Here is a 17,888-nt window from a genome sequence, read left to right on the forward strand (position 1 = left end):
AGTTAGAAAAATGAACTAACTGATATTAATATATTTAAAAAATAATAATAATGTTACCTTATAACATAAAATATCAAGAAAAAATAAAAATATAGATTAATATCTTTTAATTTAAAACTAAATTAAACTAAACTAATTATAAAAGAAAGTATTGTCAAAATATGAAATATATGGTATATTATATACAGTAAAGATTACGGAGAGGTGTCCGAGTGGTTTAAGGAGCTGGTCTTGAAAACCAGTGATGCTTAACGGCACCGTGGGTTCGAATCCCACCCTCTCCGCCAAATGCCCAGATAGCTCAGTCGGTAGAGCAGGGGACTGAAAATCCCCGTGTCGGTGGTTCGATTCCGCCTCTGGGCACCAATAAGTAAAGACACCTAAAAATAGGTGTCTTTTTTATTATATTAAGGAAAAGTATAAATTATATTGAATTTAATATAAATCAATAAGTAATAACTTAACAGGGGGATGCAAGATGAATACTTTGATAATTGGTAATGTATATGTAGATGTAATAATAAATGTAGACTCATTATCAAAAACAAATGATGATATTTTATGTAAAAAGCAAGTTATTTCCATGGGAGGATGCGCTTATAATGTAGCAACAATATTAAAAAACTTTGGGGTAGAACATGATTTAATATCTCCAGTTGGAGAAGGTATATATGCAAGTTTAATAAAAAAAGAACTTGTGGAAAATAATTATAAAATACACATAGAAGAAGATGGAGAAGATAATGGTTATTGCTTATGTTTAGTAGAAAATTATGGAGAAAGGACGTTTATAACTATAAAAGGAATGGAATATAGATATAAAATGAACTGGTTAGATAATATAGATAGTAGTAATTATAAAAATATATACATATCAGGTTATGAAATGGAAGGCCATAACGGGTGTATTATATCTAGTTGGTTAGAAAAACAAAGAAATAAAAATTTATTTTTTGGTCCAGGTCCAAGAATTAACTTTATAGAAAAAGAAATTTTAAATAAGATATTTAAATTAAATCCAATACTTCACCTTAATGAAGACGAAGCTGTAAAATTTACTAATGAAAAAGATGTACTAAGTGCGGCTAAATACTTGAATAATATAACTAATAATACTGTATTTATCACTCTTGGAGAAAATGGAGTGCTTTATTTTGATAAAGATAATTATAAATTTGTAGATGCTATAAAAACTGAAGTAACAAATACTATAGGAGCTGGAGATAGTCATATAGGAGCTATAATTTCATCATACTCTTTAGGATGTAGTTTTGAAGAATGTTGTCATATTGCAAATAAAGTATCTTCTAGAGTTGTTAACAGTGATAAAAGTAGATTGGAAAAAGATAAATTTAATAAAGATGAATATATATTAGATAATAAAGTTATAGTATAAAACTTTTATAAATATAAAAACACCTATCAAAGATAGGTGTTTTTTGGGCTAGCGTCGACTTATACCCGCTGGTACAAGTTTTCCCTAAAGCTATTATAATATATAATAAAATATATGTAAATATAAAAGTTAAAATTTATAAATAGATATGATAGAATTAAATTAATAATAAAGAATATTAATTTTAAGGGGAAAAATATGAAATATTATATGAAATCTAAATTATTTAAAATTAAAGAAGACTTTTGGATAAGGAATGAATATGAAGAAGATGCATTTTTTATAGATAAAAAGTTTTTATCTATAGGTCTACAATTTGATATTATGAAAAATAGTTCAATAATTTATAGCGTAAAGGAAAAATTGTTAACATTTATGAGTAATTACGAGATTCTTGAAAATAATAAAGTAGTAGCAGCTGTAGATCAAAAGCTAACTTTTTTTAAAGATAATATAAAAATAAATAGTAAGTATGGAGATTTGACTGTAAAAGGGGATATTTTTGGAATAGATTATGAGATATTTCAAGGGAATAAAGTTATAGCAACAGCAAGCAAAGAACTTTTTGCTTTTACTGATAATTATAGTGTTAACATAAACTTTGAAGATGAAGCATTTATATTATGTTTAGTTGTTATAATAGACAATATAAAAGATAAGAGGAAAAATAATCAATAGACTTAGTTTAAATAAAATAATACACAAAATAAGAAGTAAAATAATAAAAAAAGTAAATAATAACTATAGTATATAAATTTATAATTAAAGGAGAATAGTTATGGCAAATGTATTAAGTACAAATGAATTTATAGCAAATGTAGAAGGTGGAGACGGGGTATACGTAGTAGATTTTTTTGCTACTTGGTGTGGTCCATGTAAAATGCTAGCTCCAGTATTTGAAGAAGTAGCAAGCGATATGGGTGCTCAGATTGGTTTTGGTAAAGTGGATATAGACGAGAGCTTAGATATAGCAAGAAAATATAATGTAAGTACAGTTCCAACAATAATAATTTTTAAAGGTGGAGAACCTGTAGAAACAATGGTTGGATTTATGCCAAAAGAAAGTTTAATAACTAAATTAAAAGCATACGTATAATTATAAAAGTAAAAACTAGAGGAATTTCCTCTAGTTTTTTATTTTTATGCCAAAGTTATAAATTCAACACAAAAATTAAAAGCATATTTAACTAATAATTATTTTACATATAACTATTATTGTAACAAATAAAATGTACGCGCATAAAATGTATTAAAGGGTAGATTTATGTAATAAATTTTATTATATATTGGAGATGTGATAGATGGCACAAACACCTAGAGAACAAGGAAAAGTTGAAAAAACAATTAAAAAGGTTGTAGATCCAGTAGAACAGATAGGAAAAGAAGTAATAAATGGAGTAGGATCTGTTGCTAAAGAAGCTATAAAAGGTGGATATAATGTAGGTAAAGAAACTTTAAATACTGGTAAAGCTGTAGGTAAAGTGGTTAAAGATACTATTAAAAAATAGTTATAACTTTATATATTAATAAAAGGTGCATGTACTAATGGTACATGCACCCTTTATTAAATTATTAATTTTTATATAACCGGTATATAAGTTATGTTTCATATGCAAGTTGGTAATCAAGTGAAGTTACACCAATTGCAAAATTTGAAAAAAAGTACTTGTTATCATGTCCGTAGCTATTATTTAGAGCCTTTTTATTTATGAAAGATATAAAAGAAATAAATAGCATAACAATAAATAATATTATAATAGGTTTATATTTTTTAAAAAAAGGATGTAAATTTTCGAATTTATCCACTTGTTTATTTATTTTTAAGGACTTAAGTTTATTTTTTTTCTTTCTTTTAGAATAAGGAATAACCTTAGCAGAGTCACCTAAGTTTTTATTATTAAGTGGATGTTTTTTATTAAAATCATATCCAGAACTATCTTTTGGTTTAAATTCAATAGTATTATTAGTTTTGCTTTTCAACAGTATCCCCCTACCTTGTATAATATATTGTATATCTTGCTTAAAATGATATTTTAAATTTAAATAGATACCTCTTTAAGATAATAGTACTACTAATAAATAAAATATACAAGAAAAGGTATCATCTATAATATTACAAAATTAGTACTTTTTTTATATATATTGATATTAAATACTAGGAAATAAATTTTATGTAGAAAAAAATAAAAAAATGTAAAAGAAATATATTTTTTATATTGAAATCGAACGATTGTTTGGTGTATAATAAACTTATAAGAACGATTGTTTGAAAATGTAAATTAAAAATAATTTATAAAATATCTTATAAAAATAATTAATTAAAAGTGGAATAAATTAAAAATATAAAAATATAATATAATATAACTAACTTAAAAGGAGTGGGAACTGATGATAATTACACCTAGAAAAATACAAGATATAACGTTAGCAAATTTAAAAAATGGGGAAGTCACTTTAATGGAGTTAAATGAAATATATATAAAAATGGGATTTGCATTTGTTGGTAGCCAAGGAAAATTTACGAAAATGAAAAAGGAGATTAAACATTAATAAATGTATAAATTTAATATAAAACGATTGAGTAAAACCTAGCTTGGGTAAAATACGATACTAAGCTAGGTTTTTTCGTATTATATAGTAAAATAGCCATCTATAGCAATATCTTAATTTTGATGCAAGGATAATAAAAAAATAATAAAAGTATAAAAGGAGGAAATTATTATGAAGATTGTATCCTATAATATTCATAAAGGTATGGATGCAAATAATAAAATAACTTTAGGGAAAATTTCTAAGTATTTAAAAAATTTAGATGCAGATGTTATTTGCCTACAAGAAGTACTTTACCCTCAATTTGCAAAATTAAAATCAGATCTAAAAATGGATGGTGTATTTGCTGCTAACGTAATTAAGCCTGGAGTGATGTATGGTATATGTATATTTTCAAATAAAGAAATATATAATAATGAACATACTATACTAACTAGTAAAAACGAACAAAGAGGTTTTTTGAATGCAAACATATTTTCGGAGTATGGAAAGATGAATATTATAAATACTCACTTAGGGTTAGATAAATATGAAAGACAAACCCAAATAAATGAAATATTAAGTTATTTGTATAATGTGGAGGGTAAAAGTATTATATGTGGTGATTTTAATGAAAAAAATATAAGCTTAAGTAATTATAATGATATGGCAGTATATACAGGAAAGTATGATATATGTACTTTTTTTAAAACTGATGCAAGAATAGATTATATATTTATAGATAAAATAATTCTAATAGATGATTATGTCGTTGATAAGATAAAATTGTCAGACCACTATCCAATTATAGGGAAAATTTAAGGAAATTGTAACAATAAGGTTACATATGACATCAATATCTTGTTTAAAAAAATATATTAAAATATAATCTACTTAGTCTTAAAAATGAGGTGGGGTAATGATCAAAAAAGAAACTGAGAAAAACGTAAGTAAAAAAGCTAGTAATGAAATGAGAAAGCCTAAAAAATCAAAAAGGTCAAAGAAACATAAAAAGTCGAAACATAAAAATTTAATAATATCACTTGCTGCGACTGTTTTTATTTTAGGGTTTATGTTAGACCATTTCAACCAAACATATATATACAGTAATACTATAGCTAAAAATATTTCAATAGAAGGTGTTGATGTGTCAGACATGACAAAAGAAAAAGCTATTGAAAGTGTCCATGCAAGTAATGCTCCTAAAAGTATAAATTTAGTGCATAATGGACAAAAATATGAAATTTCAGCACAAGATATAAATTTAAAATATAGTGTAGAAAAAGCTGTAGATGAAGCTTTCAATTATACTAAAACGGACTCATATTTTGAAAATATAAAAAGATATTTTAATCTTAAGAAAAATAAGAAAAATTTAGAAACAAAGCCTTCTTATGATGAAGCACTTTTAAGTCAAGGGATTAAGAAAATATCAGATAAAATAAATGTAGATATGATAAATGCAAGTGTTAGCATATCTCATGGAGGAAGCATCAGTACGACTTCATCTCAAACAGGAAAAGAATTAGATATAGCATCAACTAAAGAAAGTATTTATAATATGCTTGAAAGTAAGAAACATGGTGATATAGAACTTAAAGTTGATATTAAGAAGCCGCACGTTACAACTGAAGATGCTCAAAGTGTAAATGCACTACTAGGACAATACACTACTAAATTTGGAAGTAGTCCAAATAGAGTTGCTAATATAAGTGTATCAGCTAGAAAAAGTAGTGACGTATTACTAATGCCAGGTGAAGAGTTTTCATATAATAATCTGACAGGAATGAGAACTAGATCAAATGGATACAAAGATGCACCAGTTATAGTAAATGGAGAGTTGCAAGAAGGTCTTGGTGGAGGGGTTTGCCAAGTTTCAACAACTTTATATAATGCAGTATTATACTCAGGAGTTAATGTAACATCTGTTAGAAATCATTCACTATTATCAACATATGCACCGATAGGCCAAGATGCTATGGTAAATGATGGAGGAACAGATTTTAGATTTAAAAATCCATATAAGCATCCTGTATATGTAAAAACTAGTGTAGGAAATGGAACAGTAACGTCTAAAATTTATGGTAATGTAAATGATAAAAAAAATATATCTATAAAAGTAGATGCATTTAAAGAAAATGGTAAAGATGCAGCTAAAACATACAGAGTGTATAAAGATGGAAGTGGTAAAACGATACAAACTGAGTATATAGCAAAGAGTGTATATAAAAAGCCTAAGAAATAATAAAAATACTGTATAAAAATGATTTTAAATATTATCACCTAAAATTGTGAGCTAGAATAAAATCAATATATATTCAATTATTTACTATTTAAATATATAGAAAAAAGAGATATAATAAATTCAAGTTTATTAAAAACATATACTAATTAAAGTAATCCTAACAAAAACCGTACATATAAAATATGTGCGGTTTTTTTACATATAAGGAAATTTTATATTATCTGGTTTATGGACAAATATAATTTCCAACTACTAAGATTAAAATTATTCGTAAACACAGTTTCTCAAGAAACGGACCTGGTTTGTCGGTTGTTTGAGCCACGTATGGGAGAATTACTTGAGCGATATGAGCAAAGTGAATTTTTTATTAAATTAAGAAAAATATAATACTACAATATATGGAAAAATATTACACGAATTGATATAATTATTCTTATAAAAGGATAGGAAAGGGGGGAGAAAAAGTTGAATTTTATAGGCAATAGATATGAGATAATAAATTGTGCAGGGGATATTGACCTTAACAAAATTTATAAAGCAAGAGATGCTTATGATAATAAAACTGTACTTATAAAGGTAATAGAACATAATCCTAATATATATGAAGATTTTGTGTCAAACTTAATAGATGAAAGTACAATGATTAAGCAAATACACTCACCCTATATATTAAAAATAATAGATGTTGGAATTCATTGCACAGAATTAACTACACTATATTATATAGTTAGTGAATACAGCGAAGGAATTGGTCTTGATGATTTAATATCTGGAAACTACCTACATTTAGAAGCAATTATAAATATATCAACACAAATTCTAAAAGCATTAGAAGTGACTCATACAAACCGTGTATATCATGGAGATTTGAATCCAGGAAATATAATAGTAGATGAAATGTATAATGTGAAAATATTTGGATTTGGAACAACTAAGGCTAATAATGGCGTAAATTTAAGAGTATGTGACGAAGTTAAATATTTATGCCCTCATCAATTATGTATCAACTATACAGATGAAGAAAGTGATTACTTTACTTTGGGACTTATTTTATTTGAATCTATATTTAAAAAATTACCATTTGGAGAAGCTAATAATGATGAGGAAATGCTTAGACTTATAGATAAAGGTATCGCATGGAATGAATTAAAAGCGATAAATGGAAACGATGAACTTATAAATGTTATAAAAAGACTTTTAAGCAGAGATAAAAAATACAATAATATTCAAGATATAATAATAGATTTAAGTTCTATAATGTACGAAAAGGCAGATATAGAAGAAGAAATTCAAGAAATTGAAGAATTTAATGAAGTTGATGCTAAAGATAAAAAGAGAAGAAGTACTAAATTATTATTAGCAGCTTCAATGGTTGCTCTTGTATCTGTAATGATACTTAGTGTTATATAAAACTATTAATAAAGAAAAATACTCATATTTCCATGAAATATGGGTATTTTAATATAAAGTTAAATTAAGGTTAAAATATTTTTGTAAAAAAGTTCTTGTATATTTCAAATTATAAAAATATAATAAAGAAGATTAAAATTATCAGCGAGGTGAGCTATATGAAAAACTTAAAAGAAGGTCTAATTAGTTTAAAAGAAGAACTATTAGGTCTATTAAACACAATGCTAGTATCAGAAAGAATAAATAGCCAAAGATGTGTTGCAAAAGATATTGATACAACAAAGACTATACTAAATCATAAAGATGAAAGTGAAGAATTCACTCAACATGACTTAGATACAATAGGAAAAGAATTACAATCATTAACAAAAGAAATAAAAGGAATAGCAAATACATTACTAGTATCAGAAAGAGTGAACAGTCAAAGATGTGTTGCAAAAGATGTAGACACAACAAAGACTATATTAGACAATAAGGATGAGAGTGAAGAATTTACTACAGAACAAATTAAAGAACTAGCAGATGAAGCTAAAGGAATTATAAATACAGTATTAGTATCAGAAAGAATAAATAGCCAAAGATGTGTTGCTAAAGATGTAGATACAACAAAAACTATATTAGATAATAAAGATGAGAGTAAAGAAGTTAATAAAAAGGATATAGATAGCTTAATAAAAGAATTAAAAGATATAGTTAACGTAATGTTAGTATCAGAAAGAATAAACAGCCAAAGATGTGTTGCTAAAGATGTGGATACTACAAAAACTATAATAGAAAATCATAAATAAAGATAAAAGGACTAATTTGATCTAAATTAGTCCTTTTTATATGTTGCTTTATGCAATTTTGTATACAATAAATAGTAAAAAATGGTATAATTTAGAGACGAATTAAATAAAGCAAAGGGTGAAATAATGAATAGGGGAACTAAGGGGATACTTGCTAGTATATTATTTTCATTATTGCTAATAGGTCTAAGGGTAGAAGATGTATCAGCTATAAATAATGAAGAAAATAGAAATTTTAAAAGAATAACAATAGGAGATGGATTATCTCAAACTACTATAAAATCTATACTCCAAGACAGTAATGGGTATATGTGGCTTGGAACAAGTGATGGATTAAATAAGTACAATGGTCATAAATTTGAAGTTTATAAATCTAAGAAAGATGAAGAAAATAGTCTTAGCGGAAATCAAGTAACAGACATAGCAGAGGATTTAGATGGTAATATTTGGGTGGCTACAACTAAGGGGTTAAATAAAATAAATAATGATAAAAGTAAAAGTATAACAAATTATTTATCTAATAAAAATGGATGCAATATATCTAATAATCAGATAAAAGATATATTAGTATCTAAAGAAGGGGATATATTAATAGCAACAGAAAATGGATTAAATAAATATGATAAAAAAAATGATAATTTTATTAGATTGTATGATTCTAAAGATGAAGACTACTCATTAAGTAATCAATTTATAAATTCAATAGCAGAAGATAATAATGGATATTATTGGGTTGGTACTAAAGAAGGGCTTAATAGAATAAGTAAAGATACTAATAAGATAGTTAAGTATTATTCAAATGATGAAGATGAAAACTCTATTAGTAGTAATTATATTTATAAGGTTTATATAGACGATTTAAATTTTTTATGGATAGGAACCTATTATGCTGGACTAAATAAGATTGATCTAAGCAATGGAAAAGTAGAAAAATTTATGGCATCAAAGGATACTAATAGCATCGCAGGAAATTATGTCAAAGATATATTAAGAGATAGTCGTAATATTGTATGGATTGCAACTGATCATGGACTTAGTAAACTTGATGAAAAAACTAACAATTTCACTACATATAGATCAAAAGGATATGATAATAGGAGCTTGTCTTCTAACGACGTCTTAAGTTTATATGAATCTAAAGTAGGTACTATTTGGATTGGTACATGGTCGGGAGCAAGCTTATTTAATCCAGATAATTTATTTAACCACTATAAAAATGATCCTCTTAATAAAAATTCTTTAAGTGAAAATATGATTTCAGGGATATATGAAGATAATGAAGAATTATTATGGATAGGAACAAACCATAATGGTATTAACATATTTGATAGAAAAAACAATGAAGTAACTAGGATAAATAATAATAGTGATATATCTATTAGTAATGATTTAGTAAGAGATATAACAGGAATAAATAATGAAATTTGGATAGCAACTGAATATGGATTGAATAAACTTGATAAAAACACAAACAAAATTACAGTATACAAAGAAGAAGATGGATTATCTAATAATGATGTAAGAAGTTTATATATAGATAGTGAAGAAACACTTTGGATTGGTACTAAGGACGGATTATGTAGCTTTGATAGAAAAAATAAATTCACTAACTATACAGAAATATTTAAACAAATTGGAGTAAATAAAGACTCAATTGCAGATATAGTTGAAGATAAGGATAAAACCATGTGGTTTGCAGGAGGAGTTGAAGGTGAATTAATAAAATACGACAAAGCTACAAAGAAAGTTAAAAGATATAACTTTGTTAGAACAAGCGAACAAAGTAATGATACAGTACTATCAGTTAATGCAGATAGTAAATGTAATATTTGGGTTGGAACTGATTATGGTTTAATTAAATTCAATAAAGAAAGTGAAGAAATTACTAGATATACAGAATATGATGGACTAGCTAATAATTTTGTATATGGAGTGATTTTAGATAAGTATGAAGATGTATGGGTAAGCACTAATTATGGTATTTCAAAATTTGATATTCATAAAGAGAAATTCATAAATTTTGATAGTACAGATGGTCTTCAATCTAATGAATTTAACCAGTATTCATATTATAAAAGTAAAAATGGTGAAATATTCTTTGGAGGAATAAATGGATTAACCAGCTTTGTACCAGAAACTTTAAAGGAAAAATATTTTACACCAGATGTTACTATAGAAGATATTAGTAGTAATGGTGAATTGCTATCATTAACAAGTGATATGAAATTAAGTTATGAGAATAATCAATTACAATTTAATTTTTTTGTTCCAGACTATAGAAATACAAGTAAAATACAATATGCATATAAATTATCTGGATTAGATAAAGACTGGGTTTTTTCAGAGAATAGAAATAATGCAAGCTATACTAATTTAGAACCGGGCAAATATACCTTTGAAGTAGTTGGAAGAAATTCTAGTGGGAAATGGAGCAATCCTTCTCAAATAAATATAGAAATAGAAAATCCATTATGGAAAACACCCATTGCATATATGGGTTACATATCTATTTTACTAGGTATAGTATTTATAGTATGGAATAGGGTCAAAATATTAGATGGACTAGTAAAACAAAGAACTATAGAATTAAATAAGAAACTAGCTGAAAATAAAGATCTTTATTTAAAATTATTAAAGCAGGAAAAATATAAGAATAATTATTTTGTAAACTTATCACATGAACTAAGAACACCTTTAAATGTTATAGTTTCAATTCGAAATCTTATAGAAAATTTAAACAAAAAAGAAGAACATATACCAAAGGAAAAAATAAGCCATCATATGAAAATTATGGATAAAAATTGCAATAGACTAATTAGCTTAATAGACAACATAATCCATACATCGAAAATAGAGTCAGGAAGTTACAAGTTAAATATAAAAAAATATGATATTATTTATTTAGTTGAAGAAGCTGTTCTTTCTATGAAGGACTATATTGAAGAAAAAGGAATTGAACTTATTATAGAACCTGATATAGAAGAAAAATATATAGAATGTGATAACTTAGAAATTGAAAGAACAATTATAAATCTTATATCGAATGCAATTAAGTTTACAAAACCTAAGGGTAAAATAGAAGTCAATATATGGGATTTAGGTAAAGCTGTAAGAATATCAGTTAAAGATACAGGGATAGGCATAGACCCTAAATATCATGAGTCAATATTTGATAGATTTACACAAGCTTATGAAGACACAACAGAAGAATATGGTGGAAATGGTTTAGGATTAACACTATCAAGACAAATAATAGAGCTTCATAGAGGGAAAATATATGTAGAAAGTGAATTAGGATTAGGTAGCGAATTTATAGTTATACTTCCTATAAAACAGAGTAAAGAATTTAAATTAAAAATAGAAAATATATAAAAGATGCTGTGAATTATTCACAGCATTTTTTTATTACTTAATTTATTTATTTTAGGATAAAACAATAATTTCAAACATATAATGAAATAATTTAGTATACAGTATTATATATTTAGAAATATAGAGGTGATTTATGAAAATAGAATGGTTTAAAGAGTATAGTAATTGTTTAAATAGGGATATGGAATTTAAAGTATATGGCCATGAAGGCAAACCTATTTTAGTATTTCCTGCTCAAGATGGTCGATATTATGATTTTGAAAATTTTAATATGGTAGATTCTGTTTCTGATTTAATAGAAAAAGGAAAGGTTCAATTATTTTGTTGTGACAGTATAGATTTAGAATCATGGTCTGCAAGTAGTAAAGATCCACAACATCGTATTTATATGCATGAGCAATGGTTTTACTATATAGTAAATGAATTGGTACCAAAAATCTTTGAAATTAGCTCTTGTGGTAGTAATGGATATTATTCAGATGGTATTATAACTACAGGATGTTCTTTAGGAGCAACACATGCAGTTAATTTTATGTTTAGAAGACCTGATATATTTAAAGGTACTATTGGATTAAGTGGTTATTATGATTCTGATATTTTCTTTGGTGATTACTGTGATGATTTAGTTTATAATAATTCACCGCGTAAGTACATTAATGCTATGAGATACGATCATTATTATATAGATATGTATAGAAAAAATAAGATAGTTTTATGCTGTGGTCAGGGTAATTGGGAAGAACTTATGATTTTAAGTATAAATAAAATGAAGAAGCTATTAGAAGATAAAAATATACCAGCATGGATTGATTTATGGGGAAATGATGTTAATCATGATTGGGATTGGTGGAGGATTCAATTTAAATATTTTTTAAAATATATGATTTAATATCTTAAGTAGACGGGATGAATTTTTTATTTAGGGGGGATTTTAATATGAGTACTATAGCTATCTCAAGGCCTATTGAGAATTTATTAAAAAGTGAAAGCAAATCGAAAAATATAAATGTTGTATTTATATCACCTCATTTTCCGCTATATTTTCATAACTTTTGTAGACACTTAAAGGAAAAGGGAGCTAATGTATTAGGAATTGGAGATGCTAATTATAATTCATTGGATAAAAATACAAAAGACTCTTTAACGGAATATTACAAAGTCGGCAATTTAGAAAATTTTGAAGAAGTATATAAAGCTTGTGAGTTTTTTTATTCAAAATATGGTGATATTGGGTGGATTGAATCTCAAAATGAATACTGGCTTGAAACAGAAGCCACTTTAAGAAGTAAATTTAATGTAGATACAGGTACTAAAATCGAGAGAATGGCTCCAATGAAATACAAATCAAAAATGAAGGAAGTTTATAAAAAGATAGGTATACCTGTTGCAAGGTATGATTTTGTAACAGAATATGATAAGGCAATAGCTTTTACTAAGGATGTAGGGTATCCAATTGTAGTAAAACCAGATAATGGTGTTGGTGCTGTATCTACCTATAAGCTTAAAAATGATGAAGAATTAGCATACTTTTTTGAAACTAAAGATGATAGTATTTTATATATAATGGAAGAGTTTATTTGTGGCCATGTAGAAACTTTTGACGGTATAACTGACTCTAATAAAAATATTTTAATAGCTTCAAGTCATATTATGCTAAATTTTATTATGGATTGTGTAAATGAATTAAGTGATACAGCCTTTTATAGTCAGCCTATTAAAGGAACTGATATTGAAGAAATAGGAACAAAAGTAGTTAAAGGATTCGATACAAGAAGTAGATTTTTTCATTTTGAATTTTTTAGATTAGATGAAGATAAAAAAGGATTAGGCAAAAAAGGAGATATAGTGGGTCTAGAAGTTAATATGAGAGCTCCAGGTGCATATATACCTGATATGATTAATTATACTTATGATGTAGATGTTTATTCAATTTGGGCAGAGATGTTAGTAAATGATAAAATTTTAGTAGATATAGATAGAAAATATTTTGTAGGATATGCAAGTAGAAGAAGTAGCATTAATTATAGGTACTCATTTGAAGATATTATTGATAGATATAAAAATGAAATATTATTAAATGTAGAAGTACCAAAAGTTTTATCAGCTGCAATGGGTAATCACGTTTTTTTATTTAGAAGCAAAGATAAAAAGAAGCTAATGGAAATTATGAGATTTGTATTAAGACGTAGTGATGGAGAAAGTCGGATATAATTTAAATTAAAGTTCAGAATGTACTAGATTGATAAATCTAATTTGTTCTGAACTATTTTTTTAGTAAATATCAACAAAAATAATATGCCTCATACTATATAGAAAGTGTAATAAAAAGTATTTATTAGAAAGTGGATTATTAAATACTTTTGCAGATAAAGGATGTGTCATAATGGTAAATATTTTACTTAGCTTATATAATTTTGATGAAGATTGGTGTTTTGATACATTTAAGGAATTAATTAAACCTAAATATAAAGTTTTAATAATTCCATTTTCATATCATGAAGATTGGTTAAATAATGAAAGTGACTGGAATCGTGCTTTTAATCCTAAAACCGGAACGCATTATAGAGATATTATTTCACCTTTTTTATCATATGATATACAAGAAAAGAATATAATATGGATAAATCAATTTATAGATGATAAAAACTATGCAAAGGATAAGGTAAAAAATAGCGACATAATATTTTTTACTGGCGGATATCCTGACAAAATGATGAAAAGGTTAAAAGAATTTGATTTAATCGATGTTTTAGAAAATTATAATGGAATTATGATTGGAAGTAGTGCTGGAGCTATGATTCAAATAAAAGAGTATCATATTACCAAAGATAATGACTATGATAAATTTTCTTATAATAAAGGATTGAATATAATAACAGATTTTGATATTGAAGTTCATTATGAAAATTCAGATATACAAAATATAAGTATAAGTAAGTGCTTAAAGGAAAAAATAAAAACCATTTACTCAATAGAAAATCAAGGATGTATAATGGTTTTAGATGGTACTGTTACTATGTTAGGGAAAGTAAAAAAATGGTCTTTAAATTAATTTTAAGCTTAAGATAGATTAAATATATATGAGTGTAACATAAATTATAAAAGATGAATAATTATGTCTAAAACACCTATTTTATGGTAAAAAAATAACAATAGGTGTTTTAAAATGTCTAAATATTAATTAATATAAATAAAAAATAATTAATATGTTGCACTAAATAAATTAATATGATACTCTATATAAAGTAATTAAATGATAACGATAAAAATATTTTAAAAAATAATATAGATAGTGTATTTGTTAGGAGGTAGACATGAAAAAAATATGTGTAATAGGTAGTCTTAATATGGATTTAGTAGTTAAAGTAGATACTATGCCTAAAGGTGGACAAACATTAATAGGAAGTAACTTCAAAGAAGTACCTGGCGGAAAAGGTGCTAATCAAGCAGTTGCTATGGCAAGATTAGGAGCTAATGTATCTATGATAGGAAAAGTTGGAGATGATAGTTTCGGTCAAACAATGATAAATGCACTTAAAAATGATAATGTAGATACAAGATACATAAATATAGAAAAAGGACCTACTGGTGTAGCTCTTATAACAGTAGATAAAAATGCAGAAAATTCAATAGTAGTTGCTCCAGGAGCTAACTATAAGGTAGATAAATCTTATATAGATAAAAACTTAGATGCTATTAAAAATAGTGATATAGTAGTTGTTCAACTTGAGACACCTCTTGATACTATAAAGTATGCACTTAAAAGAGCGAAAGAGCTTAACAAGTATACAATACTTAATCCAGCACCAGCTGTTAAATTAGAAGATGAATTAATAGAAAATGTTGATCTATTAACTCCTAATGAAACAGAGCTTGAAATAATAAGTGGAGTAGAAATAAATTCTGAAGATGATATATTAAAAGCTGCAAAGATAATGATTGAAAAAGGTGTTAAAGAACTTATAGTTACATTAGGTTCAAAAGGAAGTTTATATATAAATAAAGAAAAATCAATGTTTAAAAAAGCATATAAAGTAGATGCTGTAGATACAACTGCAGCAGGAGATAGTTACACAGGAGCGTTGTCAGTAGCATTTGCAAATGATAAACATGTTGAAGAAGCAATGGATTTTGCATCAAAAGTTGGAGCACTTAGTGTTATGAAAGAAGGAGCTCAAAGTTCTCTACCAACACTTAATGATGTATTAAACTTTAGGGGGTAGAAAAAATGAAAAGAACTAAACTTATAAATAGTGAATTATCATATACAATATCAAAAATGGGACATACTGATAGTTTAACTATCGGAGACTGTGGATTACCTATTCCTGAAAATGTATCTAGAATAGATTTAGCATTAACACATGGTGTACCATCATTTTTAGATACGTTAGATGTAGTACTTGAAGAATTATGCGTTGAAGAAATAGTAATAGCTAGTGAAATAGAAGATAAAAACAATGCTATATACAAAGAAATACTAAAAAGATTTGAAAATATAAAAGTAACTAAAGTAAGTCATGAAGAATTTAAAAATATGACAAAAGAGAGTAAGGCAGTAGTAAGAACTGGAGAATGTTCTCCATATGCAAATATAATATTAAAATCAGGTGTAGTATTCTAGACAAAATTATTATGAACATTAAGAGGTAATAAAATGAATAAACCGATTCTGAAAATGAACAATATAGTTAAAGAGTTCCCAGGTGTAAAAGCTTTAGATGGTGTAAATTTAGAGTTATATGAAGGTCGTGTAATGGCACTTATGGGAGAAAATGGAGCAGGAAAATCTACACTTATGAAAATATTAAGTGGAGTTTACAAAAAAGATGGTGGACAAATATTCTACAAAGGAATAGAAACGGATATAAAAGGTCCAAAAGATGCAGGTGAAAAGGGCATAGCTATAATACACCAAGAACTTAACTTAGTTAAAGATTTAAGTATAGGTGAAAATATATTCTTAGGTCGTGAGCCTAAAAGTGGATTTAGAATAGATTTTAATAAGCTTCATGCTGATGCAGATAAATTATTACAAAAATTAAATGTAGAAATAAGTTCAAAAGAATTAGTAGAAAACTTAAGTATAGCTCAAATGCAAATGGTAGAAATAGCAAAGGCATTATCACTAGATGCAAAAATAATAATAATGGATGAACCAACAGATGCTCTTACTGATAAAGAAACAAAAAGTTTATTTAATGTAATAAACGAGCTTAAAAATGAAGGTAAGGCAATAGTTTATATATCTCATAGATTAAAAGAAATATTTGAAATATGTGATGCTATAACAGTTCTTAGAGATGGAAAATACGTTGGATATGAAGAAGTATCAAACTTAGATGAAGATAAGATGATAGAAATGATGGTAGGAAGAAAACTTACAGACCAATTCCCAAGAGTGAAAACAAAAATGGGAGAGACAGTATTAGAAGTTAAAAATCTTACTAATGAATATATAAATAATATAAGCTTTGAAGTTAAAGCAGGAGAGATTTTAGGAATATCAGGTTTAATGGGGGCAGGAAGAACGGAACTTGCTAAAACTATATATGGTCACTTTAAAAAGACTAGTGGTCAAATATACAAGTACGGAAAATTAATAGATAATAAAAGTGCTAAAGATGCACTTAAAAATAGAATAGCATACGTTTCTGAAGATAGAAAAGGAGACGGGTTAATACTTGATTTATCAGTTAAAGAAAATATGTCTATATCATCTTTAGATAGAGTATCATCTTTATTTAAAATAAATAAATCTAAAGAACTTGAAAGAGTTAAAAATTATATAGATAGAATGAGAATAAAAACTCCAAGTGAAAATCAACTAATAAGAAATTTAAGTGGAGGAAATCAACAAAAGATTGCAATAGCAAAAGCTTTAATGACTCACCCTGATTTATTAATACTTGATGAACCTACTCGTGGGGTAGATGTTGGAGCTAAAAAAGAAATATATGATCTTATAAATGAATTTAAAGATAGTGGTAAAGCAGTAATAATGATAAGTTCTGAAATGCCAGAAATACTTGGACTTAGCGATAGAATAATGGTTTTAAGTCAAGGGGTAGTAACAGGAGAGTTTGACATAAAAGATGCGACTCAAGAATCAATATTAAAGTGTGCAGTAGAGGCTAAGGAGGCATAA

At 26.3% G+C, this 17,888-nt stretch carries 17 protein-coding genes and 2 tRNA genes; 18 read left to right on the top strand and 1 reads right to left on the bottom strand.

All coding sequences use genetic code 11. The features are described from left to right. Window positions 1–198: 198 nt before the first annotated feature. The 6 genes from JNUCC81_RS07950 (at window position 199) to JNUCC81_RS07975 (ending at window position 2,904) form a co-directional block, all read left to right on the top strand. Window positions 199–287: transfer RNA gene (locus JNUCC81_RS07950), tRNA-Ser, on the top strand. Between the two features lie 3 nt (window positions 288–290). After that, a tRNA-Phe gene (locus JNUCC81_RS07955) sits at window positions 291–366 on the top strand. Window positions 367–478: 112 nt separating this feature from the next. After that, window positions 479–1,396 carry a PfkB family carbohydrate kinase gene (locus JNUCC81_RS07960; RefSeq protein WP_454096097.1) on the top strand — a complete coding sequence of 306 codons (918 nt, stop codon included), beginning with the start codon at window positions 479–481 and terminating at the stop codon, window positions 1,394–1,396. A 198-nt stretch (window positions 1,397–1,594) separates the two neighbouring features. Further along, window positions 1,595–2,074, top strand: a complete 480-nt coding sequence (locus JNUCC81_RS07965; RefSeq protein WP_454096098.1) for an LURP-one-related/scramblase family protein — start codon at window positions 1,595–1,597, stop codon at window positions 2,072–2,074. Between the two features lie 100 nt (window positions 2,075–2,174). Beyond that, complete coding sequence (trxA, locus tag JNUCC81_RS07970; RefSeq protein WP_454096099.1) at window positions 2,175–2,492, top strand: thioredoxin; 318 nt, start codon at window positions 2,175–2,177, stop codon at window positions 2,490–2,492. Window positions 2,493–2,697: 205 nt separating this feature from the next. Next, window positions 2,698–2,904: a hypothetical protein gene (locus JNUCC81_RS07975; protein ID WP_042273536.1), complete on the top strand. Its 207-nt coding sequence runs from the start codon at window positions 2,698–2,700 to the stop codon at window positions 2,902–2,904. Between the two features lie 91 nt (window positions 2,905–2,995). Here JNUCC81_RS07975 and JNUCC81_RS07980 read toward each other — a convergent pair whose 3' ends face one another. Further along, entirely contained in the window at window positions 2,996–3,376 is a 381-nt protein-coding gene (locus JNUCC81_RS07980; protein ID WP_208332840.1) for a hypothetical protein, read from the bottom strand. Window positions 3,377–3,784: 408 nt separating this feature from the next. Here JNUCC81_RS07980 and JNUCC81_RS07985 point away from each other — a divergent pair, with 408 nt between their 5' ends. From JNUCC81_RS07985 to rbsA, 12 genes are all read left to right on the top strand, one after another. Continuing rightward, window positions 3,785–3,946: a hypothetical protein gene (locus JNUCC81_RS07985; protein WP_454096100.1), complete on the top strand. Its 162-nt coding sequence runs from the start codon at window positions 3,785–3,787 to the stop codon at window positions 3,944–3,946. Between the two features lie 171 nt (window positions 3,947–4,117). Further along, window positions 4,118–4,747, top strand: coding sequence for an endonuclease/exonuclease/phosphatase family protein (locus JNUCC81_RS07990; protein ID WP_454096101.1), 630 nt, complete (start codon window positions 4,118–4,120; stop codon window positions 4,745–4,747). 97 nt (window positions 4,748–4,844) lie between these two features. Continuing rightward, window positions 4,845–6,170: a VanW family protein gene (locus JNUCC81_RS07995; RefSeq protein ID WP_454096102.1), complete on the top strand. Its 1,326-nt coding sequence runs from the start codon at window positions 4,845–4,847 to the stop codon at window positions 6,168–6,170. 465 nt (window positions 6,171–6,635) lie between these two features. Continuing rightward, window positions 6,636–7,580, top strand: a complete 945-nt coding sequence (locus JNUCC81_RS08000) for a protein kinase domain-containing protein (RefSeq protein ID WP_454096103.1) — start codon at window positions 6,636–6,638, stop codon at window positions 7,578–7,580. A gap of 158 nt (window positions 7,581–7,738) precedes the next feature. Then, entirely contained in the window at window positions 7,739–8,368 is a 630-nt protein-coding gene (locus JNUCC81_RS08005) for a hypothetical protein (protein ID WP_454096104.1), read from the top strand. Window positions 8,369–8,494: 126 nt separating this feature from the next. After that, window positions 8,495–11,740 (top strand): ligand-binding sensor domain-containing protein, encoded by a 3,246-nt coding sequence (locus JNUCC81_RS08010; protein ID WP_454096105.1) that lies wholly within the window; start codon window positions 8,495–8,497, stop codon window positions 11,738–11,740. Window positions 11,741–11,873: 133 nt separating this feature from the next. Beyond that, a complete protein-coding gene (locus tag JNUCC81_RS08015; RefSeq protein ID WP_454096106.1) occupies window positions 11,874–12,629 on the top strand; it encodes an esterase family protein in 756 nt (251 codons plus the stop codon). Between the two features lie 47 nt (window positions 12,630–12,676). After that, on the top strand, window positions 12,677–13,951 hold the full coding sequence (locus JNUCC81_RS08020) for an ATP-grasp domain-containing protein (protein ID WP_454096107.1): 1,275 nt from the start codon (window positions 12,677–12,679) through the stop codon (window positions 13,949–13,951). A gap of 172 nt (window positions 13,952–14,123) precedes the next feature. Then, window positions 14,124–14,792 carry a Type 1 glutamine amidotransferase-like domain-containing protein gene (locus tag JNUCC81_RS08025; protein WP_454096108.1) on the top strand — a complete coding sequence of 223 codons (669 nt, stop codon included), beginning with the start codon at window positions 14,124–14,126 and terminating at the stop codon, window positions 14,790–14,792. Window positions 14,793–15,054: 262 nt separating this feature from the next. Further along, window positions 15,055–15,963: a ribokinase gene (rbsK, locus tag JNUCC81_RS08030; protein WP_208332853.1), complete on the top strand. Its 909-nt coding sequence runs from the start codon at window positions 15,055–15,057 to the stop codon at window positions 15,961–15,963. A 5-nt stretch (window positions 15,964–15,968) separates the two neighbouring features. After that, window positions 15,969–16,364, top strand: a complete 396-nt coding sequence (gene rbsD, locus JNUCC81_RS08035; protein ID WP_454096109.1) for a D-ribose pyranase — start codon at window positions 15,969–15,971, stop codon at window positions 16,362–16,364. Between the two features lie 33 nt (window positions 16,365–16,397). Next, window positions 16,398–17,888, top strand: a complete 1,491-nt coding sequence (rbsA, locus tag JNUCC81_RS08040; RefSeq protein ID WP_454096110.1) for a ribose ABC transporter ATP-binding protein RbsA — start codon at window positions 16,398–16,400, stop codon at window positions 17,886–17,888.

The sequence above is a fragment of the Faecalimicrobium sp. JNUCC 81 genome (assembly GCF_053667625.1).

Excerpts from the sequence above, each read along its gene's own strand:
- JNUCC81_RS07960 (WP_454096097.1), top strand. The coding sequence starts at position 479 with ATGAATACTTTGATAATTGGTAATGTATATGTAGATGTAATAATAAAT.
- JNUCC81_RS07965 (WP_454096098.1), top strand. The coding sequence starts at position 1,595 with ATGAAATATTATATGAAATCTAAATTATTTAAAATTAAAGAAGACTTT.
- trxA (WP_454096099.1), top strand. The coding sequence starts at position 2,175 with ATGGCAAATGTATTAAGTACAAATGAATTTATAGCAAATGTAGAAGGT.
- JNUCC81_RS07975 (WP_042273536.1), top strand. The coding sequence starts at position 2,698 with ATGGCACAAACACCTAGAGAACAAGGAAAAGTTGAAAAAACAATTAAA.
- JNUCC81_RS07985 (WP_454096100.1), top strand. The coding sequence starts at position 3,785 with ATGATAATTACACCTAGAAAAATACAAGATATAACGTTAGCAAATTTA.
- JNUCC81_RS07990 (WP_454096101.1), top strand. The coding sequence starts at position 4,118 with ATGAAGATTGTATCCTATAATATTCATAAAGGTATGGATGCAAATAAT.
- JNUCC81_RS07995 (WP_454096102.1), top strand. The coding sequence starts at position 4,845 with ATGATCAAAAAAGAAACTGAGAAAAACGTAAGTAAAAAAGCTAGTAAT.
- JNUCC81_RS08005 (WP_454096104.1), top strand. The coding sequence starts at position 7,739 with ATGAAAAACTTAAAAGAAGGTCTAATTAGTTTAAAAGAAGAACTATTA.
- JNUCC81_RS08010 (WP_454096105.1), top strand. The coding sequence starts at position 8,495 with ATGAATAGGGGAACTAAGGGGATACTTGCTAGTATATTATTTTCATTA.
- JNUCC81_RS08015 (WP_454096106.1), top strand. The coding sequence starts at position 11,874 with ATGAAAATAGAATGGTTTAAAGAGTATAGTAATTGTTTAAATAGGGAT.
- JNUCC81_RS08020 (WP_454096107.1), top strand. The coding sequence starts at position 12,677 with ATGAGTACTATAGCTATCTCAAGGCCTATTGAGAATTTATTAAAAAGT.
- JNUCC81_RS08025 (WP_454096108.1), top strand. The coding sequence starts at position 14,124 with ATGGTAAATATTTTACTTAGCTTATATAATTTTGATGAAGATTGGTGT.
- rbsK (WP_208332853.1), top strand. The coding sequence starts at position 15,055 with ATGAAAAAAATATGTGTAATAGGTAGTCTTAATATGGATTTAGTAGTT.
- rbsD (WP_454096109.1), top strand. The coding sequence starts at position 15,969 with ATGAAAAGAACTAAACTTATAAATAGTGAATTATCATATACAATATCA.
- rbsA (WP_454096110.1), top strand. The coding sequence starts at position 16,398 with ATGAATAAACCGATTCTGAAAATGAACAATATAGTTAAAGAGTTCCCA.